This window comes from Pseudomonas sp. Ors-4-3C (assembly GCF_055755035.1).
Genome location: NZ_CM146900.1, coordinates 5,820,440 through 5,844,972 on the forward strand (window position 1 = coordinate 5,820,440; position 24,533 = coordinate 5,844,972).

The 24,533-nt window shown below is 60.7% G+C and carries 22 protein-coding genes; 8 read left to right on the forward strand and 14 right to left on the reverse strand.

Features of this window, described 5'->3' with window-relative positions:
* The first annotated feature begins 24 nt into the window (after positions 1-24).
* The 3 genes from ACVHNU_RS26325 (at position 25) to mgrA (ending at position 4,800) form a co-directional block, all read left to right on the forward strand.
* Positions 25-2,250, forward strand: coding sequence for a TonB-dependent receptor (locus tag ACVHNU_RS26325; RefSeq protein ID WP_473018585.1), 2,226 nt, complete (start codon positions 25-27; stop codon positions 2,248-2,250).
* Between the two features lies 1 nt (position 2,251).
* Positions 2,252-3,571: an LLM class flavin-dependent oxidoreductase gene (locus ACVHNU_RS26330; protein WP_473018586.1), complete on the forward strand. Its 1,320-nt coding sequence runs from the start codon at positions 2,252-2,254 to the stop codon at positions 3,569-3,571.
* Between the two features lie 191 nt (positions 3,572-3,762).
* The gene (gene mgrA, locus ACVHNU_RS26335) at positions 3,763-4,800 is read left to right on the forward strand and encodes an L-glyceraldehyde 3-phosphate reductase (protein ID WP_473018587.1); all 1,038 of its coding nucleotides are present in this window, start codon (positions 3,763-3,765) and stop codon (positions 4,798-4,800) included.
* Between the two features lie 164 nt (positions 4,801-4,964).
* Here mgrA and tauD read toward each other — a convergent pair whose 3' ends face one another.
* From tauD to ACVHNU_RS26370, 7 genes are all read right to left on the reverse strand, one after another.
* Positions 4,965-5,807 carry a taurine dioxygenase gene (gene tauD, locus ACVHNU_RS26340; RefSeq protein ID WP_103521437.1) on the reverse strand — a complete coding sequence of 281 codons (843 nt, stop codon included), beginning with the start codon at positions 5,805-5,807 and terminating at the stop codon, positions 4,965-4,967.
* A 155-nt stretch (positions 5,808-5,962) separates the two neighbouring features.
* Positions 5,963-6,796, reverse strand: coding sequence for a taurine ABC transporter permease TauC (tauC, locus tag ACVHNU_RS26345; protein WP_473018588.1), 834 nt, complete (start codon positions 6,794-6,796; stop codon positions 5,963-5,965).
* Complete coding sequence (gene tauB / locus ACVHNU_RS26350) at positions 6,793-7,587, reverse strand: taurine ABC transporter ATP-binding subunit (protein ID WP_103485314.1); 795 nt, start codon at positions 7,585-7,587, stop codon at positions 6,793-6,795. Before tauB ends, tauC begins: the two co-directional genes overlap by 4 nt.
* 16 nt (positions 7,588-7,603) lie before the next feature.
* Entirely contained in the window at positions 7,604-8,581 is a 978-nt protein-coding gene (tauA, locus tag ACVHNU_RS26355; protein WP_003220632.1) for a taurine ABC transporter substrate-binding protein, read from the reverse strand.
* Between the two features lie 282 nt (positions 8,582-8,863).
* Entirely contained in the window at positions 8,864-10,447 is a 1,584-nt protein-coding gene (gene gshA, locus ACVHNU_RS26360; protein WP_473018589.1) for a glutamate--cysteine ligase, read from the reverse strand.
* Positions 10,448-10,717: 270 nt separating this feature from the next.
* Positions 10,718-11,101 (reverse strand): PaaI family thioesterase, encoded by a 384-nt coding sequence (locus ACVHNU_RS26365; RefSeq protein WP_003220635.1) that lies wholly within the window; start codon positions 11,099-11,101, stop codon positions 10,718-10,720.
* A complete protein-coding gene (locus tag ACVHNU_RS26370; RefSeq protein WP_473018590.1) occupies positions 11,101-13,425 on the reverse strand; it encodes a Tex family protein in 2,325 nt (774 codons plus the stop codon). Before ACVHNU_RS26370 ends, ACVHNU_RS26365 begins: the two co-directional genes overlap by 1 nt.
* A 358-nt stretch (positions 13,426-13,783) precedes the next feature.
* Here ACVHNU_RS26370 and ompR point away from each other — a divergent pair, with 358 nt between their 5' ends.
* Positions 13,784-14,524, forward strand: a complete 741-nt coding sequence (gene ompR / locus ACVHNU_RS26375; protein WP_003220637.1) for an osmolarity response regulator transcription factor OmpR — start codon at positions 13,784-13,786, stop codon at positions 14,522-14,524.
* A 112-nt stretch (positions 14,525-14,636) separates the two neighbouring features.
* Positions 14,637-15,950, forward strand: coding sequence for an ATP-binding protein (locus ACVHNU_RS26380; RefSeq protein ID WP_003220639.1), 1,314 nt, complete (start codon positions 14,637-14,639; stop codon positions 15,948-15,950).
* Between the two features lie 130 nt (positions 15,951-16,080).
* Here the strand turns inward: ACVHNU_RS26380 and rimK are convergent, their stop codons facing one another.
* Both rimK and rimB read right to left on the reverse strand, forming a co-directional pair.
* Complete coding sequence (gene rimK / locus ACVHNU_RS26385) at positions 16,081-16,986, reverse strand: 30S ribosomal protein S6--L-glutamate ligase (RefSeq protein ID WP_003220641.1); 906 nt, start codon at positions 16,984-16,986, stop codon at positions 16,081-16,083.
* Entirely contained in the window at positions 16,983-17,462 is a 480-nt protein-coding gene (rimB, locus tag ACVHNU_RS26390) for a retropepsin-like aspartic endopeptidase RimB (RefSeq protein ID WP_003220644.1), read from the reverse strand. Before rimB ends, rimK begins: the two co-directional genes overlap by 4 nt.
* 216 nt (positions 17,463-17,678) lie before the next feature.
* On the opposite strand from rimB, the gene ACVHNU_RS26395 reads away from it, so the two are divergent.
* Positions 17,679-18,083 (forward strand): RNA-binding S4 domain-containing protein, encoded by a 405-nt coding sequence (locus ACVHNU_RS26395; RefSeq protein ID WP_003220645.1) that lies wholly within the window; start codon positions 17,679-17,681, stop codon positions 18,081-18,083.
* A 167-nt stretch (positions 18,084-18,250) separates the two neighbouring features.
* On the opposite strand, the gene ACVHNU_RS26400 is transcribed toward ACVHNU_RS26395, so the two are convergent.
* Positions 18,251-19,054, reverse strand: a complete 804-nt coding sequence (locus ACVHNU_RS26400) for a phosphatase PAP2 family protein (protein WP_003220647.1) — start codon at positions 19,052-19,054, stop codon at positions 18,251-18,253.
* Between the two features lie 105 nt (positions 19,055-19,159).
* Here ACVHNU_RS26400 and hslO point away from each other — a divergent pair, with 105 nt between their 5' ends.
* The gene (gene hslO / locus ACVHNU_RS26405; RefSeq protein ID WP_103485310.1) at positions 19,160-20,062 is read left to right on the forward strand and encodes an Hsp33 family molecular chaperone HslO; all 903 of its coding nucleotides are present in this window, start codon (positions 19,160-19,162) and stop codon (positions 20,060-20,062) included.
* Between the two features lie 181 nt (positions 20,063-20,243).
* Positions 20,244-21,785: a phosphoenolpyruvate carboxykinase gene (locus tag ACVHNU_RS26410; protein WP_262143453.1), complete on the forward strand. Its 1,542-nt coding sequence runs from the start codon at positions 20,244-20,246 to the stop codon at positions 21,783-21,785.
* 56 nt (positions 21,786-21,841) lie between these two features.
* On the opposite strand, the gene ACVHNU_RS26415 is transcribed toward ACVHNU_RS26410, so the two are convergent.
* The 4 genes from ACVHNU_RS26415 to ACVHNU_RS26430 all read right to left on the reverse strand — a co-directional run bounded on the left by ACVHNU_RS26415 (position 21,842) and on the right by ACVHNU_RS26430 (position 24,423).
* A complete protein-coding gene (locus tag ACVHNU_RS26415) occupies positions 21,842-23,107 on the reverse strand; it encodes a type II toxin-antitoxin system HipA family toxin (protein WP_473018591.1) in 1,266 nt (421 codons plus the stop codon).
* Entirely contained in the window at positions 23,104-23,595 is a 492-nt protein-coding gene (locus tag ACVHNU_RS26420) for a helix-turn-helix domain-containing protein (RefSeq protein ID WP_045122694.1), read from the reverse strand. Before ACVHNU_RS26420 ends, ACVHNU_RS26415 begins: the two co-directional genes overlap by 4 nt.
* A gap of 178 nt (positions 23,596-23,773) precedes the next feature.
* Positions 23,774-23,935, reverse strand: a complete 162-nt coding sequence (locus ACVHNU_RS26425; protein ID WP_473020102.1) for a YhfG family protein — start codon at positions 23,933-23,935, stop codon at positions 23,774-23,776.
* Positions 23,936-24,123: 188 nt separating this feature from the next.
* Positions 24,124-24,423 carry a hypothetical protein gene (locus ACVHNU_RS26430; RefSeq protein WP_400508503.1) on the reverse strand — a complete coding sequence of 100 codons (300 nt, stop codon included), beginning with the start codon at positions 24,421-24,423 and terminating at the stop codon, positions 24,124-24,126.
* Positions 24,424-24,533: the final 110 nt, after the last annotated feature.

Sequence of the window (24,533 nt, forward strand, 5' to 3'; positions counted from 1 at the left end):
AGGGCCAATTTCGAGCGGGCAAACATGCACAACATTCCTGGGGCGACACATACACTGGCGCAGTCGATTCGCGCCGCTGGCTGGATTTTTACCGGGCTGGCGGCGTTGCCGCTGACCAATGCTTTTGCCGCTGACAGCAGCGATCAAGAGCCGACCCTCAAGTCCGTCACGGTCACCGCCACCCGCCGCGAAGAGTCGCTGCAGAAGGTGCCGGTGGCGGTCTCGGTGATCGACGGTGAACAACTGGAGCGCGACAACCGCAATGGCGTGGCGAGCATCGTCCAGCAAGTGCCGTCGCTGAATTTCCGTACCGGTGCGTCGAACAAGGACACCTCGTTGTTCGTGCGTGGCGTCGGCACGATTTCCACCTCGCCCGGCGTCGAGCCAACGGTGGCCACGGTGATCGACGGCGTGGTCTATGCGCGTCCCGGTCAATCGACTCTCGACCTGCTGGATCTGGAGCGCGTCGAAGTACTGCGCGGCCCGCAGGGCACGCTGTTCGGCAAGAATGCGTCGGCCGGTGTGCTCAACATCACCAGCAAGGCGCCGACCAACGAGACCCACGGCTACATCGATCAGTCGTACTACAGCGGCAACGAAAGCCGCACCCGCTTCGGCATCGGCGGCAGCCTTATTCCGGATACGTTGAAGGGCTCGATCAGCACCCTGGTCAGTAGCTACGACGGCAACGTCGACAACAAATACAACGGCCAGGAGGTCAACGGCTACAACCATCGCGGCGTGCGCGGCAAGCTCGAATTCACCCCGAATGACGACGTCACCTTCACCCTGATCGCCGACTACATGCAGTCCCACGACGACGGTCCCAACGGCGTCGTCAGCAAGTCGTTGACCCCGGCCTTCGCCAACGCGCTGAGCCCGGTCTATGCGAGCAACCACAACCGCGATATCAACACCGATACCCGCACCCACGTCGAGGACACCAACAAAGGCCTGTCCGGTCAGCTCGACTGGCAACTGGGCGATTACACCCTGACGTCGATCACCGCGTGGCGCGGCTGGGACAACACGCAATATCAGGACGGCGATCGGCTGAGCACGATCACCACCGCGTTCCCCGGCACCGCCGACAAGGGCGATCTGGCCTTCGATCAGTACTCGCAGGAGCTGCGCCTGGCCTCGCCAAAAGGTGAGTTCCTTGAATACGTCGGCGGCCTGTTCTACATGCACGGCAAGGATGACGAGACCTACCAGCGCACCCTGACGACGCCGACCAGCGTCAACCGTGGCGTGGCTGACTACAGCACCACCAGCGACAGCTACGCCGCGTTCGGTGAGACCACGCTGAACTTCACGTCGGCTTTCCGCGGCATCGCCGGCCTGCGCTACACCCACGATGATCTGGAATACGATCACCGTCGTGTCTCGACCTCGGCGACCACGGTCAGCGGCATCCAGCCGGCCACCAGCAGTTCCGGTTCGGTGGACGAGGACGGCTGGTCCGGCCGCCTCGGCGTGCAGTACGACCTGAGCGCTGCGGTCACCACGTACCTGACCTACTCGCGCGGCTACAAAGGCCCGGCGTACAACGTGTTCTTCAACATGCAGCCGCGTGACACCGAAGCGCTGAAGCCGGAGACCTCCAACACTTGGGAAGCGGGGATCAAGGCCACCAGTTGGAACAACCGGCTGACCACCAACCTCGCCGTGTTCCATAGCGATTACGACAACTATCAGGCGAATTTTTTCGACACCGTCGCCGGGCAAGTGGTGACGCGCCTGATCAACGCCGGCAGCGTCAGCACCGAAGGCGTCGAACTCGATTACGCCTTGCAGGCGACCCAGCAACTGAAGTTCTCCGGAGCGCTGGCCTACACCCGCGCACGCATCGACCAATTCAGCTGCCCGGCGGGCGCGGCGGCCTCGTGCAACGTCAATGGCAAACCGTTGCCGTTCAGTCCGGACTGGAAAAGCTACGTGCGCGCCGACTACACGATCCCGCTGGAAAACGGTCTGGATATCGAACTCGGCACCGACTACAGCTGGCAGAGCGAAGTGCAGTACGACATCAGTCAGAACACCGATACCAAGCAGGGCGCCTACGGCATCTGGAATGCCAGTGTGGCGCTGGCCGATTACAGCAACGGCTGGCGCGTGGCGCTGCTGGGCAAGAACCTCGCCGACAAGTCCTACTCACCGCTGCTGGCCAGCGGCGGCAACTACATCTACCGCGCCGTGCCACGGGATGACGAGCGCTACTTCGGCGTGCAATTGCGCAAGGATTTCTGAGATGAGCAGACAGCTGAAACTCGGCGCCTTTCTCATGGCCACCGGGCACCACGTCGCCGCTTGGCGTCACCCGCAGGTACCGGCGAATGCCGGGCTGGATTTCGCCCACTACAAGCGTCTGGCGCAGATTGCCGAGGCGGCGAAGTTCGACACGCTGTTCGTCGCCGACAGTGTGGCCGCGCCGACCCAGGATATCGCCAGCCGCATGGCGCGCTCGGATCACTTCGAACCGCTGACCTTGCTCTCGGCCCTGAGCGCGGTGACCGAGCACATCGGCCTGATCGCCACGGCGACCACCAGCTACAACGAGCCGTACCACGTGGCGCGTAAATTCGCTTCGCTCGATCATCTGTCGGGTGGCCGCGCCGGGTGGAATCTGGTGACCTCGGACAACGCCGCTGAAGCGCTGAATTTCGGTCGCGATGAACACATCGGTCACGCCGAACGCTACAGCCGCGCCCGCGAGTTTCATCAGGTGGTCACCGGGCTGTGGGACAGTTGGGAGGACGATGCCTTTGTCCGCGACAAGGCCAGTGGCGCGTATTACGCCCCGGCGAAGCTGCATGTGCTGGATCACGTCGGTGAGCATTTTCGGGTGAAAGGCCCGCTGAACGTGGCGCGCTCGCCGCAGGGACAACCGGTGATCGTGCAGGCAGGCTCGTCTGAAACCGGGCGTGAATTGGCGGCGCAGACCGCCGAAGTGGTTTTCACCGCGCAGACTTCGCTGGCCGGCGCGCAGGCGTTCTACGCCGACCTCAAGGGCCGCTTGGCCAAGTACGGGCGCAGTGCCGATTCGCTGAAAATCATGCCGGGGGTGTTTGTCGTCGTCGGCCAGACAGAAGCCGAAGCGCAGGAAAAATGTGAAACGTTTCAGCAATTGGTCGAACCGGAGGTTGGCGTGGCGTTGCTTGGGCGTATGCTGGGCAACTTCGACTTGTCGAAGTACCCGCTGGACGGACCGCTGCCGGCGTTGCCGCTGACCTACAGCGGCCAGCAGAGCCGGCAGAAATTGCTGACTGAACTGGCAGGGCGGGAGCATCTGACCCTCGCCGAATTGGGCCGCAGGATTGCCGGTGGGCGCGGGCATTACAGCTTGGTGGGCACGCCGGCGCAGATCGCCGACCGCTTGCAGGAGTGGTTCGAACAGGGCGCGGCGGATGGCTTCAACGTGTTGGTGCCGCACCTGCCGGGCGGACTCGAAGACTTCGCTAATGGCGTGGTCCCGGAACTGCAGCGCCGTGGGCTGTTCAGAACCGAGTATGAGGGCCGAACCTTGCGCGAAAACCTGGGCCTTGCCCGACCCATAAACAAATTTGTGTAGAGCACTTTTGTGGCGAGGGAGCTTGCTCCCGCAGGTCTGCGAAGCAGACCCAAAACCTGCCATCGCATTCAGACAGGCATAGCGCGCTGGATGGTTTTGCGGTTGCTGCGCAACCGAGCGGGAGCAAGCTCCCTCGCCACAGGTTTGGGATTCACCCTCAATTTGCTGGCAATCAAACAAGAGAGGATTCGATGACTTACACCGCTGCCGAAAACCGCTACGACTCCATCCCTTACCGCCGCGTCGGCCGCAGTGGTCTGGTACTGCCGGCGCTGTCGCTGGGCCTGTGGCACAACTTCGGCGACAGCACGCCGATCGACACCCAGCGCGCCTTGCTGCGCACCGCGTTCGACCTGGGGATCAACCACTTCGACCTGGCCAACAACTACGGCCCGCCGTACGGCAGCGCCGAGATCAATTTCGGTCGCCTGCTGCGCGAAGACTTCAAGCACTACCGCGACGAGCTGATCATCTCCAGCAAGGCCGGTTGGGACATGTGGCCCGGCCCGTACGGTCAGGGCGGCGGTTCGCGCAAATACGTGCTGGCCAGCCTCGACCAGAGCCTGCAGCGCCTCGGTCTGGACTATGTGGATATCTTCTATTCGCACCGCTTCGACCCGGACACCCCGCTGGAAGAAACCGCCAGCGCCCTCGCCACCGCCGTGCAGCAGGGCAAGGCGTTGTACATCGGTATCTCGTCGTACTCCGGGGTGAAAACCCGCGAGATCGCTGCGCTGCTCAAGGAATGGAAAGTACCGCTGCTGATTCATCAGCCGGCGTACAACCTGCTCAATCGCTGGGTGGAAAAAGACCTGCTCGACACCACCGAAGAACTCGGCACTGGCGTCATCGCCTTCACGCCGTTGGCGCAAGGTCTGCTGACCGACAAATACCTCAACGGCGTGCCGGCGGATGCGCGAGTCCATCGTCCGGGCGGTGGTTCGCTGCAGGCTTCGCACCTGTCCGAGGCCAACATTGCGCATGTTCGCGCATTGAACGAGATCGCCAAGCGTCGCGGCCAGAGCCTGGCGCAACTGGCACTGGCCTGGACCCTGCGTGATCCACGCGTGACCTCGGCGCTGATTGGCGCGAGCCGGCCGGAGCAGATCATCGAGAACGTCGGGGCGTTGAAAAACCTGAGTTTCAGTGCCGAGGAACTGGCGGAGATCGACCGGTTTGCCCAAGAGGGCGGGATCAATCTTTGGGAGAAGCCTTCGACGGCTGAATAAGCGTTCCGCGCCGGATCACCCGGCGCCGGTACTGACGCCTTCGCGAGCAAGCCCGCTCCCACATTGGATCAATGGTGCACACAGGTTTTGTGTACACCACAATTCCACTGTGGGAGCGGGCTTGCTCGCGAAGGGGCCTTTAAATTCAACACCTAAATCAGGCTTTATTTAAAAAACGGCACATCCCCCAACACCGTAGCCCGCTGCATCACTCGCCGCGCCGGACGGTAATCATCCACCGCGTAATGCTGGGTCACGCGGTTGTCCCAGAAGGCAATGTCGTCTTTCTGCCAGCGCCAGCGAATGGTGAATTCCGGTCGGGTCGCATGAGCGAACAGGAATTTCAGAATCGCTTCGCTCTCGGTTTCCGACAGTTCGTTGATCTTCGAGGTGAAGCCTTCGTTGACGAACAACGAGCGCCGTCCACTGACCGGATGGGTACGGATTACCGGGTGTGACAACGGTGGGTTCTTGCGTCGCGCCTCTTCCCACTGGGCCAGTGCTTGCGGCGTATTGCCGTAGCGTTCCAACGGGAAAGAGCGGGTGAAATCGTGAGTCGCGGTCAGCCCTTCGAGCAGGTTTTTCATCGGTGCCGACAGTGCTTCATACGCGGCAATCCCGCTGGCCCACAGGGTGTCGCCGCCAAACTCGGGCAGCAGCTTGGCGCTGAGCACCGCGCCCATCGCCGGGGTCGGCAGGAAGGTCACGTCGGTGTGCCAGATCGCGTTGTCGCGCACGTCGGTGACGGCGGTGTCGAGGATCAGCACTTCGGGCTGCTCCGGCACGTTCGGGTAGATCGGGTGAATGTGCAGGTCGCCGAAGTACGCGGCGAAACGCGCCTGTTGCGACGGTTCGATCGGCTGGTCGCGAAAGAACAGCACTTGATACTTGAGCAGCGCCTGCTCGATGGCGTCGCGCTGTTCCAGGTTCAACGGCTGGCTGACGTCGACGCCGCTGATCTGCGCGCCGAGAGCCGAGCTTAATGGGGTGATGGTCAGGCTGCTCATGGTGGGTCTCTGGAATTCGGGTTTTGAGCTTTTGGTGGGAGCGGGCTTGCTCCGGGCGGCGTTCCGACGAATGAGGTGTGTCAGAAGACATTTCTGTGACTGATACACCGCATTCGCGAGCAAGCCCGCTCCCACAGGTTTTGGATGGCAAGTATTCAATGCGCCTGGCCGTGCCACGGCACCAGTTTGCGCTGCAGGGCACGCAGGCCCATTTCCATGGCGAAGGCGATCAGGGCGATCACCAGGATCCCCAGCACCACCACATCGGTGACCAGGAACTGCGCGGCCGATTGCACCATGAAGCCCAAGCCGCTGGTGGCGGCGATCAGTTCGGCGGCGACCAGGGTCGACCAGCCGACGCCGAGACCAATGCGCACACCAGTGAGAATATCCGGCAACGCGCTGGGCAAAATCACATGACGAATCAGCTGTGCGCGAGTGGCACCGAGCGACTGCGCGGCGCGCAATTTAGCCGGGTCAACGGTGCGCACGCCGGTCGCGGTAGCGATGGCGATCGGCGCGAAAATCGCCAGGTAGATCAGCAGCACTTTCGACAACTCGCCGATGCCGCACCAGATCACGATCAGCGGCAGATAAGCCAATGGCGGAATCGGCCGGTAGAACTCGATCAGCGGATCAAGCACACCACGGGCAATACGGTTGGCACCGATGGCGATGCCCACCGGCACCGCGGTCAGAATCGCAAAACCCAGACCCAGGCCAATGCGGCTCAGGCTCGCGCCCAGGTGCTGCCACAGGGTCGAATCCATGTAACCAGTGGTCGCGAGCAACCAGCCTTTTTGCAGCACGGCGGACGGTGGTGGCAGGAACAGCGGTTCGATCAAACCGCTGGCGGTCACCGCCCACCAGATCACCAGCAACGTGAACAGGGTCAGCAGGCTGATCCAGCGGGTGCTGAGGCTGCGCCGCACCGGAATCACCACCGATGGGCTTTTCACTGCGGGGGCGGAAACGTCGTAACTGCTCATGCGCGCTCCTGCCGCTGAACGGCGCTGCGTTGCGAGAACACTTTGCTCAGCACGTGCTCGCGGGTCTCGATAAAACGCGGGTCGGATTTGATCGCCCGTGCCGATTCACCGGCGGCGTAGCGCTGACCGAAATCCAGGTGCAGGCGCTCGACGATCTGCCCAGGATTCGGTGCCAACAGAATCAGGTCAGTGGCGAGAAACACTGCTTCTTCGATGTCGTGGGTAATCAGGAACACCGGTTTGGCGGTGCGCTGCCAGACTTGCAGCAACAGCTCCTGCATCTGCTCGCGAGTGAACGCGTCGAGGGCGCCGAAGGGTTCGTCCATCAGCAGCACGCGCGGGTCGGCGGCGAGGGCGCGTGCCAGGCCGACACGCTGTTTCTGGCCGCCGGAGAGTTGCCAGATACGGCGGTGTTCAAAACCGGTGAGGTCGACCAGCGCGAGCATCTCGCGGGCGCGCTGTTCGCGTTTGTCTTTGGCGACGCCGGCCAGCTCCAGACCGAAGGCAACGTTGGCCAGCACGTCCTGCCACGGCAGCAGAGCGTCATCCTGGAACACCACGCCACGTTCGGCGCTCGGGCCTTTGACCGGCACGCCGTCGAGGGTGATGCGCCCGGCGCTGGGTTCGACGAAGCCGGCAATCAGGTTCAACAGCGAAGTCTTGCCACTGCCGGACGGGCCGAGGGCGACCAGCAATTGCTGAGGCCCGAGGGTCAGGGAAATGTCCGCCAGCACCGGTTCCGGGCTGCCCGGGTACTGTGCGCTGATGCGCTCCAGCTGTAGCAAGGCCATCGCAGTTAACTCCCGATCAGTTGGTGATGTATTTGGCGCTGACGTACGGCGCGTAGTCCGGCAGTACGGCTTCGACCTTGCCTTGCTCCTTGAGGAACGCGGCGGTGTCGGTGATGGCTTTGGTGGTCGGCGCGCCGAGGGTGATCACCTGATCAGCCGCCAGCGGGTAGACGTTGCCTTGCAGCAGCAATGGAATGTCGCTGGCCTTGGCGCCGGAGAGCTTCACCAGCTTGTCGACGTGGGACTGGTCGGCGAGCCAGGCTTTCGGGTCCTTGCGGTAATCGGCGTAGGCGTCGAGGGTGACCTTGGCGAACGCGGTGACGATTTCCGGGTGCTTCTCGGCGTAGTCTTTACGCACGATCCAGGCATCGAAGGTCGGCGCGCCGAACTTGGCCAGTTCGCCGGAAGTGATCAGCACTTTGCCGTTTTCCTTGGCGACACCGAGGGCCGGATCCCAGACGTAAGTGGCGTCGATGTCACCGCGTTTCCATGCGGCGATGATCGCTGGCGGCGCGAGGTTGAGCACGGTGACTTTCGACGGATCGATGTTCCAGTGCTTCAGCGCCGCGAGCAGGCTGTAGTGACCGGTGGACACGAATGGCACGGCGATTTTCTTGCCGACCAGATCCTGCGGGGTCTTGATCCCGGAACCGTCGCGAGCGACCAGCGCTTCGGCGGCGCCGATCTGGGTGGCGATGAGGAAAGTTTCCACCGGAACCTTGCGGGTGATCGCAGCGGTCAACGGGCTGGAACCGAGGTAGCCGATCTGCACGTCACCGGAAGCGATGGCAGCGATGATGTCGGCGCCGTTATCGAACTTGCGCCAACTGATGTCGGCCTTGGTGGCTTTCTCGTAGGCACCATCGGCCTGGGCGACTTTCGCCGGATCAACGGTGGTCTGGTAGGCGACGGTGAGGTCGGCGGCCTGCGCCAGAAAGCTCGCAGCAGCCAACGAGGCCACGGCCAGCAGGCGAAGCGGGAAATTCAGTTTCATGGGGAGTGCTCCAAGTCAGGCGACCGATGATCGGCGTGAAAGGAGACTAAATGATCTAAGAATCTAAAAATAAATAACTTTTTAGACTTAGCTTATGAGCGGAAAAATCTAAGGCGTGAGGGATTGCTGGTGAGGTCATTGTGGCGAGGGAGCTTGCTCCCGCTGGAGGCCGAAGGACTCCAATATCAATTCATCACGGTGCTTCTTATGCACCGGGGGACTGAAATTGCGACTGCTGCGCAGCCGAGCGGGAGCAAGCTCCCTCGCCACAGGGAATAGTGGTTAGTTACTGATGGCCAGAATGCTCGCCTGATACGACCCGACAAACACATCGAAATCGCCGACTTCGTTCTGCTCAAGCTCTGCCTGTTGCGCCAGCGACGAACGTGCCAGCTCCTCAAACTTCGCCTGCTCATCCGCTGCCAACGGCTCGCTGCGGAAGAACTCGGCATGCGTCTGGCTCTGACGCAGGGAGAATTGCGCGAAGCTCTCCTTGTGCTCGGCCATCGCCGCCAGCACCTGGGCCGAAGGGGTCAGGGACGAATCCTTGACCTTGGCCAGTTGCGCGTCCAGCGCCTTGCTGTGCGCGTCGCCGCCATGGCTCTGATCGAGCAGGGCCGCCAGCGGGGCGATTTTTTCCAGCAGCTCGGCTGCCCAAACCTTCAGCTCGACCGCTTCGCCGTCACGCTGCAATTGCAGCCCCGGACGGCGGCCTTCCTTGACCACGCTGAGGAAGTTCGAGGTGGCGTTGCTGCAGGAATTGCTGGTCAGCAGCGGACTGTCGTTCAGCGCGCAGTACAGCAGGAACGCGTCAAGGAAGCGCGACTCGGTAAGGTCGATGCCCATCGGCAGGAACGGGTTGATGTCCAGGCAGCGCACTTCGACGTACTGAATGCCACGGGCCATCAGGGCCTGGATCGGCCGTTCGCCGGTGTAGGTCACGCGTTTCGGACGGATGTTGGAGTAGTACTCGTTTTCGATCTGCAGGATGTTGGTGTTGAGCTGTACCCACTCGCCATCCTTGTGCGTGCCGACCTCAACGTACGGCGCGTACGGCGTGGCGACGGCCTTGCGCAGGCTGTCGGTGTAGCTCGTCAGATCGTTGTAGCAAGGCGTCAGGCCGGCCTGGGCGTTGCTTTGGTAACCAAGGTCGCTCATGCGCAGGCTGGTGGCGTACGGCAGATACAAAGTATCCGGATCGAGCTGTTCCAGTTGATGCGAGCGCCCACGGAGGAAACCGGCATCCAGCGCCGGCGAAGCCCCGAACAGGTACATCAGCAGCCAGCTGTAGCGGCGGAAGTTACGTATCAGCGCTATATACGAGGATGACTGGAAGTCGCGGTCGGTGCCGACAAAACCCTCGGCCTCGCGCAGCAGCGGCCAGAGCTTTTCCGGCAGGGAAAAGTTGTAGTGAATCCCGGCGATGCACTGCATGGTCTTGCCGTACCGCAGGGCCAGGCCCTTGCGGTAAACGTACTTGAGCTGACCGATGTTGGACGTGCCGTAATAGGCGATCGGGATGTCTTCCTCGGCCGGCAACGGGCACGGCATCGATGGACTCCACAGGTACTCGTTGCCGAGCTTGCTGTAGGCAAAGCGATGAATCTTGTCGAGGCTCGCCAGCGTATCGGCCGGATCGGGCAGGGCGGGGGTGATGAATTCCAGCAGCGACTCGGAGTAGTCGGTGGTGATCTGTTCATTGGTCAGCGCGGAACCCAAGGCTTCCGGGTGCGGCGTTTGCGCCAGACGACCTTCACTGGTCACGCGCAGGCATTCACGTTCGATACCGTGGAGGCACTGTTCGAGCAGAGAGAGGTTGGCGCGCTCGCCGAGCAGAGCCAGGCGGCGGTTGAGAAGTTCGCTCAATTTGGATTCCTTCACGCGTCAGTCGCCCCAATATGGGGGTGGGCAGGACGGTCTACAAGGGTGAAGTTGAAACTGGCGTTTTCGCCTGGTTTTGTAGCGGCAGGCCATTTGCCGGTCAGTCAGGAACTGCACAATCCCTGTGGGAGCGAGCTTGCTCGCGAAGAGGGTTTATCAGTCAACATTTCGGTTGCCTGATACACCGCCTTCGCGAGCAAGCTCGCTCCCACAAGGTTCGTTGCGCCGAAATTAACTCAAAATGATGAACAACATCTACAGGACAGCGAACGTGCCTTGCGCTTTTGCGACCAGTTTGTCGCCCTGCATCACGTCGGCCTCGACCACCAAAGTGCGGCGGCCCGGGTGGATGACCCGCGCCGTGCACAGCACCTCACCGTCGGATACGGCGCGGATGTAGTTGATCTTGCACTCGATGGTCGCGCTCTGCTGATCGAAGCCGTGGGTGCTGGAACAGGCCAGCCCCATGGCGATATCGACCAGACTGAACAGCGCGCCACCGTGCAACTTGCCGCCGCGATTGCGCAGTTGCGGTTCCAGCACCAGGGCGACTTGCGCCACCCCGGTCTCCAGGCTGTGCAGGCGGCAGCCCAACAGCTTGAAAAACGCGCTCTCGACGAGCCCGGCCGGAACTTCCATCAGCGTTTCTTCAACTGCTTGGCGTTGGCGAACAGCGAGGCCATGGCGTTGTTCGCCGGAGCGGCTGTGGCCGTTTCCTTGCGTGGCGCGTTGCCCGAAGACTGGCGCGGTGCCGAGCCTGGACGCGAACCACGGGCGCCGTCGATTTTCTCGCCAGGAGTGTCGCTCATGCGCATCGACAGACCGACGCGTTTGCGCGGGATATCGACTTCCATGACCTTCACTTTCACCACGTCACCGGCCTTCACCGCTTCGCGTGGGTCCTTGATGAACTTCTCCGACAGCGCCGAGATATGCACCAGACCGTCCTGATGCACGCCGATGTCGACGAATGCACCGAACGCGGTCACGTTGGTGACGACGCCTTCGAGGATCATCCCCAGTTGCAGGTCTTTCAGGTCTTCGACGCCTTCCTGGAACTCGGCAGTCTTGAACTCCGGACGCGGGTCGCGACCCGGTTTTTCCAGTTCTTGCAGAATGTCGGTGACGGTTGGCAGACCGAAGGTTTCGTCGGTGAATTTCTTCGGATCCAGACGCTTGAGGAACGCGGCGTCGCCGATCAGCGAGCGAATGTCGCGATCGGTTTCAGCGGCAATACGCTGCACCAGCGGATAGGCTTCCGGGTGAACAGCGGAAGAGTCCAGCGGGTTGTCGCCGTTCATCACGCGCAGGAAACCTGCAGCCTGTTCGAAGGTTTTCTCGCCCAGACGCGCGACTTTCTTCAGCGCTGCGCGGGTCTTGAACGCACCGTGTTCGTCGCGGTGAGCGACGATGTTCTGCGCCAAAGTCGCGTTGAGGCCGGAGATCCGCGCCAGCAGCGCTACCGAAGCGGTGTTCACATCGACGCCGACAGCGTTCACACAGTCCTCGACCACCGCGTCCAGACCGCGCGCCAGTTTCAGTTGCGACACGTCATGCTGGTACTGGCCGACACCGATGGATTTCGGATCGATCTTCACCAGTTCGGCGAGCGGATCCTGCAAGCGGCGAGCAATCGACACCGCACCACGGATCGACACGTCCAGGTCCGGGAATTCCTTGGCCGCCAGTTCCGATGCCGAGTACACCGATGCACCGGCCTCGGAGACCATGACCTTGGTCATCTTCATCGCTGGGTATTTTTTGATCAGCTCGATCGCCAGTTTGTCGGTTTCACGGCTGGCGGTGCCGTTGCCGATGGCGATCAGGTCAACCGAGTGCTTGGCGCACAGGGCGGCCAGAATCGCGATGGTCTGATCCCACTTGTTGTGCGGCACGTGCGGGTAAACCGTGGCGTGATCGAGCAGTTTGCCGGTGGAGTCGACCACCGCGACCTTGCAGCCGGTACGCAGGCCCGGGTCGAGGCCCAGGGTGGCGCGCGGGCCGGCCGGAGCGGCCAGCAACAGGTCGTGCAGGTTATGGGCGAAGACGTTGATCGCCTCGGTTTCGGCACTGTCGCGCAGTTCGCCGAGCAGGTCGGTTTCGAGGTGGGTGTAAAGCTTGACCTTCCAGGTCCAGCGCACCACTTCGCCGAGCCATTTGTCGGCGGGGCGGTTCTGGTTCTGGATGCCGAATTGCTGGCCGATCATGCCTTCGCACGGGTGCATGGTGCCCGGCAGTTCGTCGCCGACTTTCAGCGCAGAGCTGAGGATGCCTTCGTTGCGGCCACGGAAAATGGCGAGTGCGCGGTGCGACGGCATGCTTTTCAGCGGCTCGTCGTGTTCGAAGTAGTCGCGGAACTTCGCGCCTTCTTCTTCCTTGCCGGCGATCACGCGGGCGCTGATGGTCGCTTCCTGCTTGAGGAAGTTACGCAGCTTTTCCAGCAGGCTGGCGTCTTCGGCGAAGCGCTCCATGAGGATGTATTTGGCGCCTTCCAGCGCAGCCTTGACGTCGGCCACGCCTTTTTCGGCGTCGACGAAGCGGGCGGCTTCGGTTTCCGGCGTCAGGTTCGGGTCGTTGAACAGGCCGTCGGCCAGCTCGCCGAGGCCGGCTTCCAGGGCAATCTGGCCCTTGGTGCGGCGCTTCTGCTTGTACGGCAGGTACAAGTCTTCGAGGCGGGTCTTGGTGTCGGCGAGCTTGATGTCGCGCTCAAGGGCCGGGGTGAGTTTGCCCTGCTCCTGGATGCTGGCGAGGATGCTGATGCGCCGTTCGTCGAGTTCTCGCAGGTAGCGCAGACGCTCTTCCAGATGACGCAACTGGGTGTCATCGAGGCTGCCGGTGACTTCTTTCCGGTAACGGGCGATGAAGGGAACGGTAGAGCCTTCATCGAGTAGCGCGACGGCCGCTTCGACCTGTTGCGGGCGTACGCCGAGTTCCTCGGCGATGCGGCTGTTGATGCTGTCCATAAAACCACCTGACATATTGTGAAAGCAGGCTCGCAGGCACGGAAATAAAGGCCCGGAGTCTGGTTGAGCGGCTAGAAAATTGCCGCTGCCTGGGTCAAAAGGCAGCCCATTGACCCGTGAAATCGAACCATTACTGCGGCCACCGGGAAAAAAGCCCGGCCACCTGCGGTAACGATTCAGACGTTGCCTGGCACAAAACGCCGCGCATTATAACCAGCGTTCTGTCATTCGGGGGTGTAGCAGTCTGTAGGCATAAACCCCGGTTTTCTGGCAGTGAAGGAAAAATCTGCTAACAATGCATACGGTGCGTATAACGGCAGCTACGCCATAATGCGCGCCGAGCTAAAAGGAGCATCCAATGAGCAGCACTGCAAACAATGCTGAAGGCGAAAAAATTCTTATTGTTGACGACGATCCGGGGCTGAGCAGCCTGCTGGAACGTTTCTTCGTCAGCAAGGGCTACCGTGCCCGTGCCGTACCGAACACCGAGCAAATGGATCGTCTGCTGTCGCGTGAAGTATTCAATCTGGTCGTCCTCGACCTGATGCTGCCGGGCGAAGACGGCCTGACCGCCTGCCGTCGCCTGCGGGCGGCGAACAATCAGATTCCGATCATCATGCTCACCGCCAAAGGCGATGAGATGAGCCGCATCAAGGGCCTGGAACTGGGCGCCGATGACTATCTGGCCAAGCCGTTCAACCCGGACGAGCTGATGGCTCGGGTCAAAGCGGTTCTGCGTCGTCAGGCCGCACCGGTGCCGGGCGCGCCGGGCAGCGAAGACGAAAATGTCACCTTCGGCGATTACGTGCTGTCGCTGGCGACCCGCGAACTGAAACGTGGCGAAGAAGTGCACATGCTCACCACCGGTGAGTTTGCGGTACTCAAGGCATTGGTGATGAACGCGCGTCAGCCGCTGACCCGCGACAAACTGATGAACCTGGCCCGTGGCCGCGAGTGGGATGCCCTGGAGCGTTCCATCGACGTGCAGATTTCCCGTCTGCGCCGGATGATCGAGCCGGATCCGTCGAAACCACGCTATATCCAGACTGTCTGGGGTGTGGGCTACGTGTTCGTACCGGACGGCGCCGCCACCAAGTGATCGGCGATTTGTAGGAGCGGGTCTGCGCATCGGGTTGATCGACCCTCTACGCAGACTCGCAATCCGCAATATGCGAGCATTGCTCGCTCCTGCAAGTGTTTAACGGTTATCGATGAAAACCCCCGTCTGGTTCCCCCAAAGTTTTTTCTCCCGCACCCTTTGGCTGGTGCTCATCGTCGTGCTGTTTTCCAAGGCACTGACCCTGGTTTATCTGTTGATGAACGAGGACGTGCTGGTGGATCGTCAGTACAGCCACGGCGTCGCCCTGACGCTGCGCGCCTATTGGGCGGCCGATGAAGAAAATCGCGCGAAGATCGCCGATGCCGCGACCCTGATCCGGGTGGTCGGCGCCGGGGTGCCGGAGGGCGAGCAGCACTGGCCGTACAGTGAAATCTATCAGCGGCAGATGCAGGCGGAGCTGGGCGCCGACACCGAAGTGCGTTTGCGCATGCACTCGCCGCCGGCGCTGTGGGTGCGTGCGCCAAGCCTCGGCGACGGTTGGCTGAAAGTGCCGCTGTACCCGCATCCGCTGCGCGGGCAGAAAATCTGGAACGTGCTCGGCTGGTTCCTCGCCATCGGTTTGCTGTCCACCGCCTCGGCATGGATTTTCGTCAGCCAACTCAACCAGCCGTTGAAACGTCTGGTATATGCCGCGCGGCAACTCGGTCAGGGTCGCAGCGTGCGCCTGCCGATCAGCGACACACCCAGCGAGATGACCGAGGTGTATCGCGCCTTCAATCAGATGGCCGAAGACGTCGAGCAGGCCGGCCGTGAGCGTGAGTTGATGCTGGCGGGGGTGTCGCATGACTTGCGCACGCCGCTGACCCGCTTGCGGCTGTCGCTGGAGCTGATGGGCGATCGCAACGATTTGACCGACGACATGGTACGCGACATCGAAGACATGGACGCGATTCTCGACCAGTTCCTCGCGTTCATTCGCGATGGTCGCGACGAGTCGGTGGAAGAGGTGGACCTGAGCGATCTGGTGCGTGAGGTGGCCGCACCGTACAACCAGAACGAAGAGAAGGTGCGCTTGCGTCTGGAGCCGATCCAGCCGTTTCCACTACGCCGGGTGTCGATGAAGCGCCTGCTGAACAACCTGATCGGCAACGCCTTGAATCACGCCGGCAGCGGCGTCGAGGTTGCGGCTTATGTGTCCGGCGATACCAGCGCACCGTACGTGGTGCTGAGCGTGATGGACCGTGGCGCTGGGATCGATCCGTCGGAGCTGGAAGCGATCTTCAACCCGTTCACCCGTGGCGACCGTGCCCGGGGCGGCAAAGGTACGGGGTTGGGCCTGGCGATCGTGAAGCGGATTGCTTCGATGCATGGCGGCAATGTCGAGTTGCGCAACCGCTCCGGGGGCGGACTGGAGGCGCGAGTGCGATTGCCGTTGGGGTTGATGTTGCCGCGGGATGCCGTCTGACAGCCGAGATATTCAGTGGGGCTGATGGCCTCTTCGCGAGCAAGCCCGCTCCCACAGCGGAACGCATGCCAAAATGTGGGAGCGGGCTTGCTCGCGAACGCGGCCGCCCAGCCACCACATTTCTGAGGGGTTAACCCTTGCCTTTGGTCCGAGTCATATTCGGCCCGCCATTCTTCTCAAGGTGTTCGATGATGATCCCCGCCACGTTCTTGCCGGTGGTGGTCTCGATCCCTTCCAGCCCCGGCGACGAGTTCACTTCCATCACCAGCGGCCCGTGATTCGAACGCAGAATATCCACGCCCGCCACCGCCAGGCCCATGACCTTGGCGGCACGCAACGCGGTCATGCGTTCCTCCGGGGTGATCTTGATCAGGCTGGCGCTGCCGCCGCGGTGCAGGTTGGAGCGGAACTCGCCCGGCTTGGCCTGACGTTTCATGGCCGCGATCACCTTGTCGCCGACCACGAAGCAGCGGATGTCGGCACCGCCGGCTTCCTTGATGTATTCCTGGACCATGATGTTCTGCTTCAGGCCCATGAACGCCTCGATCACCGATTCGGCCGCGGTCGCGGTTTCGCACAGCACCACGCCGATACCCTGGGTGCCTTCCAGCACTTTGATCACCAGCGGCGCGCCGTTGACCATGTCGATCAGGTCGGGAATGTCATCCGGCGAGTGGGCGAAGCCGGTTACCGGCAGGCCGATGCCGCGGCGCGACAGCAGTTGCAGCGAACGCAGTTTGTCCCGCGAACGGGCGATGGCTACGGACTCGTTGAGCGGAAACACGCCCATCATTTCGAACTGGCGCAACACGGCGCAACCGTAGAACGTCACCGACGCACCGATCCGCGGGATCACCGCGTCGAAGCCTTCCAGCGGCTTGCCGCGATAGTGGATTTGCGGCTTGTGGCTGGCGATGTTCATGTAGGCGCGCAGGGTGTCGACCACTACCATTTCATGCCCGCGTTCGGTGCCGGCTTCGACCAGACGACGGGTGGAATACAGACGCGGATTCCGCGACAGCACAGCGATCTTCATGCAACACCTGTGGAGGAGGTAGATACCGGGAACACCGGCTTGTCTTGTACATACTTGATGCCCGGATTGACCACCAGCTGGCCGTCGATCAGGGCTTTGGAACCGAGCAACAGGCGATAGCGCATGGACTTGCGGCAGGCGAGGGTGAACTCGACTGCCCAGACCCGATCACCGAGGGCCAGGGTGGTGCTGATCACATAGCGCACCTGGGCCTGGCCGTTGGAGCTTTTAATGGTTTTTCGCGTCACCAGCGGTGCTTCGCAGCGCCGGTGACGCAACTGCACCACCGTGCCCAGGTGCGCGGTGAAGCGCACCCACTTCTCGCCGTCGCGTTCGAACGGCTCGATGTCGGTGGCATGCAGGCTGGAGGTGCTGGCGCCGGTGTCGATTTTCGCCCGCAGGCCCGCGACTCCCAGATCAGGGAGCGCCACCCACTCGCGCAGACCGACAACGGTCAAATGGTCAAATGTCTTCAAAGGTACTCAACCGGCAGAAACCGCTCGGGCCGCGTACGGCCGAATTCGCGGTATTCACGCAGAATAATGGTTAAAAGGCGACAGATATCTACGGCCCGGATTGCCGACCCCTCAAGCGGGTGTCGGGTGGTGCGCATTGTAATCCGGGACGGCGTAATTCATGGCACGACAGAAACGGTAGTACAGTTCATCAATATTTCAGAATGAGGAAATTCCATGGCACAAAAAAGCGAAGAGGACGACAAGGTCCGTCTCGACAAGTGGTTGTGGGCGGCGCGCTTTTATAAAACCCGGGCCCTGGCCAAAGCGGCCATCGAGAGTGGCAAGGTGCATTGCCGAGGTGACCGCTGCAAGCCTGGCAAAGAGCCACGCATTGGTGATGAATTCGAGATTCGTACCGGCTTTGAAGAGCGCACGGTGAGGGTCGAAGCCTTGTCGATCGTGCGTCGCGGCGCACCCGAGGCGCAGACGCTGTATACCGAGACCGAGGCGAGTATTGCCAAACGTGAAGCGGCAGCGGCGATGCGCAAGGCCGGGGCGTTGGGCGTGAGCACTGATGGCAAGCCGAGCAAGAAGCAGCGGCGGGATCTGTTTAAGTTTCGTGGCAGCAGCAACGAGTAGTGTGTGACGAACACACTTGTGGCGAGGGAGCTTGCTCCCGCTGGCGGCCGAAGGACGCCCTGTACAGGCGAGCACGTATTTCAAAATACAACTGCATCGACGGGTAAAGCGACTGCTACGCAGCCGAGCGGGAGCAAGCTCCCTCGCCACAGGTCTTCACACAACTGTCAGTTGGCGGCGGACACCACACTCATCCGCGAAACCACCGGCAGCTTGCCCAGCAAAGCGAAAATCGGCGCCGTTACCTTCAGCCAGAAATTCGCCGCGTGACAGGCAAACGGCGTGTAGTAACCCCAGCCCAACGCCCACACCGCCAGCAGCAGGCCGCCGATGTAATCGTCCTGCCCCCAATGCGCGCCGGCCACCAGACGCGGCAGCATGAACAGCAGCGCCAGGCCCCAGACCGTCAGGAACTGCCCGACCGAACGGCTGAACACGCCCATGAACAGCGCCCAGATCAGCAACACCGAAGCGTGGTCACCGGGGAAGCTCTGGCTTGAGCGATCCTTCAGCTCCCAGGCTTTTTCCAGTTGCGGGAAGTAGTCACTCAGGTGCACCGCGCCTTCCAGCACCATCGACGGACTGTTGTGTTGCCAGTCCATGTAGTCGGCGAATTTGGAAAACAGCGCGCGGATCACCACCATCAACAGCAGAATGGAGAAAAAACCGAAGAAGGCGCGACGCACATCAATCGCCTTGAACACCCAGTCGCCCTTGATCAGCAGCGTCAGCAGAATCAGTCCGACAACGATGTCGAACGGGCGCAGACTTGCAATTGCCCAGATGTGGAGCCATATGGGGTTGCTGGCCAGTGGTGCATTGAGTGAGCGAAACAGCCACTCGTCGAAAATCACACACAGCATCTGGCCCGTAGGCCATAACCAGAAAGCCAGTAGCGCTAATGGCACTACGTTACACAGAACCAGCCGGCCGAGGTTCCACCTTGATTGGAACAAACCCGGATTGTTCATAAAATGCCTCCCGTGGCTGAACGTTTTGCACCAAACAGGTGCGAAGAAAGCGCGGGATTTTCATCTTTTGTAACCTTTTTGTCATCAATTCAGATACCCAGACCTATGACCGACCTACCGGATACCGACTACACCCAACGCTTCATCTTCGATGACAGCGACACTCGCGGCGAACTGGTGGCGCTGGAACGCAGCTACGCCGAAGTCCTCGCCAAGCACCCGTACCCGGAGCCGGTCGCGCAGTTGCTGGGCGAACTGATGGCGGCCGCTTCGTTGCTGGTGGGCACCCTGAAGTTCGACGGCTTGCTGATTCTTCAGGCGCGTTCCGAAGGCCCGATTCCGCTGCTGATGATCGAATGCTCCAGCGAGCGCGAGATCCGTGGTCTGGCGCGATACAACGCCGAGCAGATCGCGGCCGATGCCACGCTTGCCGACCTGATGCCGGGCGGTGACCTGACCCTGACCGTCGACCCGACGATCGGCCAGCGTTACCAGGGTATCGTCGACCTCGATGGTGAAACCCTGTCGGAATGCTTCACCAATTATTTCGTCATGTCGCAACAGGTCGGCACGCGCTTCAAGCTGTTCGCTGACGGCCGTCGTGCCCGTGGCATGCTGCTGCAGCAACTGCCGGCTGACCGTCTGAAAGACGAAGAAGACCGCGCCGCCAGTTGGCAGCACATCACCGCGCTGGCCAGCACCCTGACCGCCGATGAGTTGCTCAGCCTGGACAACGAAACCGTGCTGCATCGCCTCTACCACGAAGAGCAGGTGCGCCTGTTCGATGTGCAGAACCTGCGCTTCCGTTGCAGCTGCTCGCGGGAACGCTCGGGCAATGCGTTGGTCAGTCTGGGTCTGGAAGACGCGCAGGCACTGGTGGCCGAACGCGGTGGCGAAATCGAGATCGATTGCCAGTTCTGCAACCAGCGTTACCTGTTCGATGCGGCCGATATTGCTCAATTGTTCGCTGGCGCAGGCGTCGACACGCCGTCAGATACCCGGCACTAAAACGGTTCAGCGCAGGTAAATTCACTGCGTAACGACGGAATTTCGCCGTTACGACGGGAGGACCCTACTCTTTTTGGGCTTTTCTGGCATAATCCGGCCCACTTTTTTCGCGGTAGTAGTGCACGACTTTCTACTACAAAACGTTTGGAGCACACTCGGCCACTGGCCGACGGGGAACCTCATGACGCAAGCCAATAACGCCGTGTACACCGATCTGAGTGTTGATGATCTGGTAAAAGAAGCCCTGCAACGCGGTGAGGGCGAGCTTGCCGATACCGGCGCTCTGGTCGTTCGCACCGGTCACCGTACCGGTCGTTCGCCAGTCGATCGTTTCATCGTTGAAGAGCCTTCCACCCAGGCCGCTATCGCCTGGGGCCCGATCAACCGCAAGTTCCCGGCCGACAAGTTCGACGCGCTGTGGGCTCGTGTCGAGGCGTTCAACAACGCGCAAGAGCACTTTGTTTCCCATGTGCATGTAGGTGCGGCTGAAGATCACTACCTGGCCGTGAAAATGACCACCCAGACTGCCTGGCAGAACCTGTTCGGTCGTTGCCTGTTCATCAACCCGGCCCAGTACAACCCGGCCGGTCGTGACGAGTGGCAAGTGCTCAACGTGGCCAACTTCGAGTGCGTACCAGAGCGTGACGGCACCAACTCCGACGGTTGCGTGATCATCAACTTCGCGCAGAAAAAAGTGCTGATCGCCGGCATGCGTTACGCCGGTGAGATGAAGAAAGCCATGTTCTCCGTGCAGAACTTCCTGCTGCCGGCCGCTGACGTGCTGCCAATGCACTGCGCTGCCAACATCGGCGAAGAAGGCGACGTGACCCTGTTCTTCGGTCTGTCGGGCACCGGTAAAACCACCCTGTCGGCCGACGAAAGCCGTTACCTGATCGGTGACGACGAACACGGCTGGGGCGAAGGCGTTGTCTTCAATATCGAAGGTGGCTGCTATGCCAAGTGCATCGACTTGTCCGAGAAGAACGAGCCGGTCATCTGGAAAGCCATCAAACACGGCGCGGTGCTGGAAAACGTGGTCATCGACGACGCCAAACACGCCGACTACACCGATGTCAGCCTGACCCAGAACAGCCGCGCGGCCTACCCGCTGGAGCACGTTGCCAAGCGTTCCGAGCAGAACCTGGGCGGCGAGCCAAACGCTGTGATCTTCCTGACCTGCGACCTGACCGGCGTGCTGCCGCCAGTGTCGATCCTCAACGAAGAACAAGCGGCCTACCACTTCCTGTCCGGCTACACCGCGCTGGTGGGCTCGACTGAAATGGGTTCGGGCAGCGGCATCAAGTCGACCTTCTCCACCTGCTTCGGCGCGCCGTTCTTCCCGCGTCCGGCTGGCGAATACGCAGAACTGCTGATCAAGCGCATCCGCGGCTTCGGCTCCAAGGTCTACCTGGTCAACACCGGCTGGACCGGCGGTGGCTACGGCGTCGGCAAACGCTTCAACATCCCGACCACCCGTGCGGTGATCGCTGCAATCCAGAGCGGCGCGCTGATCGGTGCCGCCACCGAGCACCTGGACACCATCAACCTCGACGTGCCATTGGCCGTACCGGGCGTTGAAACCAACCTGCTCAACCCACGCAACACCTGGGCTGACAAGGCTGCCTACGACGAAGCGGCCAAGGCCCTGGCCGGTCTGTTCATCGAGAACTTCAAGAAGTTCGAAGTGAGCGACGCGATCAAGGCTGCGGGTCCTAAGTTGTAAGATTGGTTCGTTGTGAAGTAAGAAGCCGCCTCCAGGGGCGGCTTTTTTTGTGGTCATTAAAGGGCACTAAACGCTGTTGCCATAAGGTCCTGTTCACGCTTGGATAGTCCCAATACACGTGCTACTTCCGGCCAGTTGCTGATCTCGGATTTAAAGTGCTCAATTATTTCTTCTGCATGTATCGAGCTCACTCGAAAATACCCCGCCACTTCCCTCGCCAGCTCCAGATCCAACGCGTTGTCAGCATCAGTGATGTTCAGCTTCAACCCATCTGCATGCGCTACGGGATTCATGTCATACGCTGCCGACAAGCGCCATCCCCGACCGGGATCCAGAATAAATCCGTGATTACGCAGGTGGTCGTCGGTGTTGGATACCAGGATGTTGAAGACGATTCTCGACCATAACTCGCGAAGGTCTGCATTGGGCTCCGAACCGTGTTCCATGAGTACTTCCGCCAACTCAAGGTAGCTGGCGCCTGTTGAAGCGTCGTCGCCGTCGGTGCGGTTGGTCAGGGTCATGGCTGAGGCGAAGTGGTGGCGCCCACCGCGTTCGGTTCGGTCGAAGCGTTTGATCAGAAAACAGTGGTGGTCGCTCGCGTAACGTCGTGCCATGCCGGTTGCGACACGTAGCCCGCAGTTGACCGCCAAGGCGTTCACCAGCATTTCCCAGCCACCTACATCGTAGTCGTCTCGCGTACTGGGAAACTTGGCGATCCACAGTTGGCCATGCTCGTCGACCACACTGGCTTTTGGTCTGGCGCCGCCCAGTGAGCCACCCGGCGCGATGAGCATTCTTAGCCATTCGCGGCCATCGAGTGCGGTATTGTCCGTGTCGTTTTCCAAGGCCAGACTCGCCTGTTCCAGCGCGCGTAATTCAACAAAGGGTGGGGCAGCAACGCCATCGCGATCGTCGAGAAAATTACCCTCGTCGTTGAGCTTGTAGCGGATGGCGCCGACGCGGAACTGGTCATGCACGCCAAGGAGATAGTCAGACTCGAATAGCTTGCTGCCCTTGGGAATCAAACCGTCGCGGATATCCCTCTCCAGGCGCCGCTTCATTAACAGTTGGCCCCAACGATCAGGGCTTGAGTCAGCGAAGACGCCAAAACGAGTCTGATGTTGACCAGGAAACTGACGTCCTTGAAAAAGTCCGATTCGTGGGTCCAGCTGTGTGAAGCTTAACTCGGGGTCGGCCAGCGCTACGGGATCGTATTCAAACTCGAATACGTTGGTGTTGCGTGTCTTACGGGCATGCAGGAAGCCGAGACGCCTGGCGCCGTTCAACGATTCCCAATCTGCATAAACAGCGATCAGCGTCATTTTTCACCTGTCGTGGAGCCTGGCTTTTTCTTCTTCAACAGATTGGAGAGAGTGTGCGTGTTGATTGGAAAATCGTCCGGAAGTTTTGTTGTAGTAGCGGCATCGATGACGCTTGAAGTCTCGCTGTGATCGGATGCAGCTTTTTTTAACGCGCTGACTCCGCGTACTCGCTGTGGCTTTTTGATTGGGGATCTTGATGCAGGCATTAACTGAGCATCCTGTAGCTGTCGGCCCATTTCATCGGTCGCGGCAAGCTGATTCAGATCCTTTTCCAGGCCCAGCACCTGCATGACCGACAGATAAGCGCCGATGGTTACTCCTGATTCGCCTGACTCCAGATTGCGCAAGGTGGTCAGCGACATGCCTGACCGTTCAGCGACCTGCTTTGCCGTCAGCTTGCGGCGCAGACGAGCCAGCTTCAGCCGTTCGCCAAATTCGGACAGCAGTCGAGCGGAGGCGGGCAGAAGTGGCGCTGTTTTCTTGGCCATGTGGCAGTATTCCTTCATTTTTTTTCCTTAACTGCCAGAATAATAGCACTTAAGTAGAAGGTTGCCTCTAGGCGTGGAGTCGACAATAACGGCTCCTGTTAACTGCCATTATTCAAGATTTTTCTCATGTAAACAGCCAGAATAATGCCACTTAAGCGCCACAGATCACTCTCTGGGGTCAGCTAGTGTTGTGACGGTATCGATCAAGGATTTGCTGCCGAACAGGCAATGACTCAACCGCATCGGCAGGCACCGTTTCAAAGCCTTCAATGCGTAAACTGGCGAGATAATTCGAGCGGTATACCTTGTCGTAATAGGCTTGTTTCTGCTGGAAAGTCAGCGTGTTCTTTTCAGATATTTTCGGAACAAGGGGCGAGTTGCAGCGCTGCGCGTGCAAGATCTCGTCCATTTCCTGAACGCTTTCCATCAGTGCATCAAAAAACTCGCTCATGGTTGCTCCAATGTTTGATCACGTTTTTATTGATCGCTCTCAGGCGAGACGGCAGAGCGATCCGAACATTGTCAATCTCAGGCCGGTGCTTTCCAGCCGAGCATCTGCTGCTGCGCGACCTGCAGCAGGTCACAGCCATCCTGCGTCAGCAGATAGAGGGCGTGGGTGATGTGGGGAATGTCTTCGACGTCGGCTTGTTTGAAGCTGAGGCAGTAGAGGGTTTTCAGCAGGTCGCTGGAGGCGCGCAGGCGCTGGACGGCGCATTCGAGGATGTCTTGCGGGTTGGCCTCTGTGTCGATGATCAGGGGCTTGGTGTCGGTGAGGCTGGATTCGAGTGAGCGGTAGCGATCAGCGGCTAATTGATTCCATGTTTTCATTTTGTTGATCCTCAAATGCTTCAAGTGAAGCCACCACATCGTGACCAAGCGACAGGAGGCGACTGTGTTCGGGTTGGTCAACCGGTGAGGATCGTGCACAGACCCGGCAC

Coding starts and splice junctions, on each gene's coding strand:
- ompR (WP_003220637.1), top strand. CDS start 13,784: ATGAGCAGCACTGCAAACAATGCTGAAGGCGAAAAAATTCTTATTGTT.
- ACVHNU_RS26430 (WP_400508503.1), bottom strand. CDS start 24,423: ATGAAAACATGGAATCAATTAGCCGCTGATCGCTACCGCTCACTCGAA.
- ACVHNU_RS26380 (WP_003220639.1), top strand. CDS start 14,637: ATGAAAACCCCCGTCTGGTTCCCCCAAAGTTTTTTCTCCCGCACCCTT.
- rimK (WP_003220641.1), bottom strand. CDS start 16,986: ATGAAGATCGCTGTGCTGTCGCGGAATCCGCGTCTGTATTCCACCCGT.
- tauC (WP_473018588.1), bottom strand. CDS start 6,796: ATGAGCAGTTACGACGTTTCCGCCCCCGCAGTGAAAAGCCCATCGGTG.
- tauA (WP_003220632.1), bottom strand. CDS start 8,581: ATGAAACTGAATTTCCCGCTTCGCCTGCTGGCCGTGGCCTCGTTGGCT.
- ACVHNU_RS26400 (WP_003220647.1), bottom strand. CDS start 19,054: ATGAACAATCCGGGTTTGTTCCAATCAAGGTGGAACCTCGGCCGGCTG.
- ACVHNU_RS26330 (WP_473018586.1), top strand. CDS start 2,252: ATGAGCAGACAGCTGAAACTCGGCGCCTTTCTCATGGCCACCGGGCAC.
- ACVHNU_RS26410 (WP_262143453.1), top strand. CDS start 20,244: ATGACGCAAGCCAATAACGCCGTGTACACCGATCTGAGTGTTGATGAT.
- ACVHNU_RS26365 (WP_003220635.1), bottom strand. CDS start 11,101: ATGGAAGTTCCGGCCGGGCTCGTCGAGAGCGCGTTTTTCAAGCTGTTG.
- tauD (WP_103521437.1), bottom strand. CDS start 5,807: ATGAGCAGCCTGACCATCACCCCATTAAGCTCGGCTCTCGGCGCGCAG.
- ACVHNU_RS26395 (WP_003220645.1), top strand. CDS start 17,679: ATGGCACAAAAAAGCGAAGAGGACGACAAGGTCCGTCTCGACAAGTGG.
- mgrA (WP_473018587.1), top strand. CDS start 3,763: ATGACTTACACCGCTGCCGAAAACCGCTACGACTCCATCCCTTACCGC.
- tauB (WP_103485314.1), bottom strand. CDS start 7,587: ATGGCCTTGCTACAGCTGGAGCGCATCAGCGCACAGTACCCGGGCAGC.
- ACVHNU_RS26370 (WP_473018590.1), bottom strand. CDS start 13,425: ATGGACAGCATCAACAGCCGCATCGCCGAGGAACTCGGCGTACGCCCG.
- ACVHNU_RS26415 (WP_473018591.1), bottom strand. CDS start 23,107: ATGACGCTGATCGCTGTTTATGCAGATTGGGAATCGTTGAACGGCGCC.
- hslO (WP_103485310.1), top strand. CDS start 19,160: ATGACCGACCTACCGGATACCGACTACACCCAACGCTTCATCTTCGAT.
- ACVHNU_RS26420 (WP_045122694.1), bottom strand. CDS start 23,595: ATGGCCAAGAAAACAGCGCCACTTCTGCCCGCCTCCGCTCGACTGCTG.
- ACVHNU_RS26325 (WP_473018585.1), top strand. CDS start 25: ATGCACAACATTCCTGGGGCGACACATACACTGGCGCAGTCGATTCGC.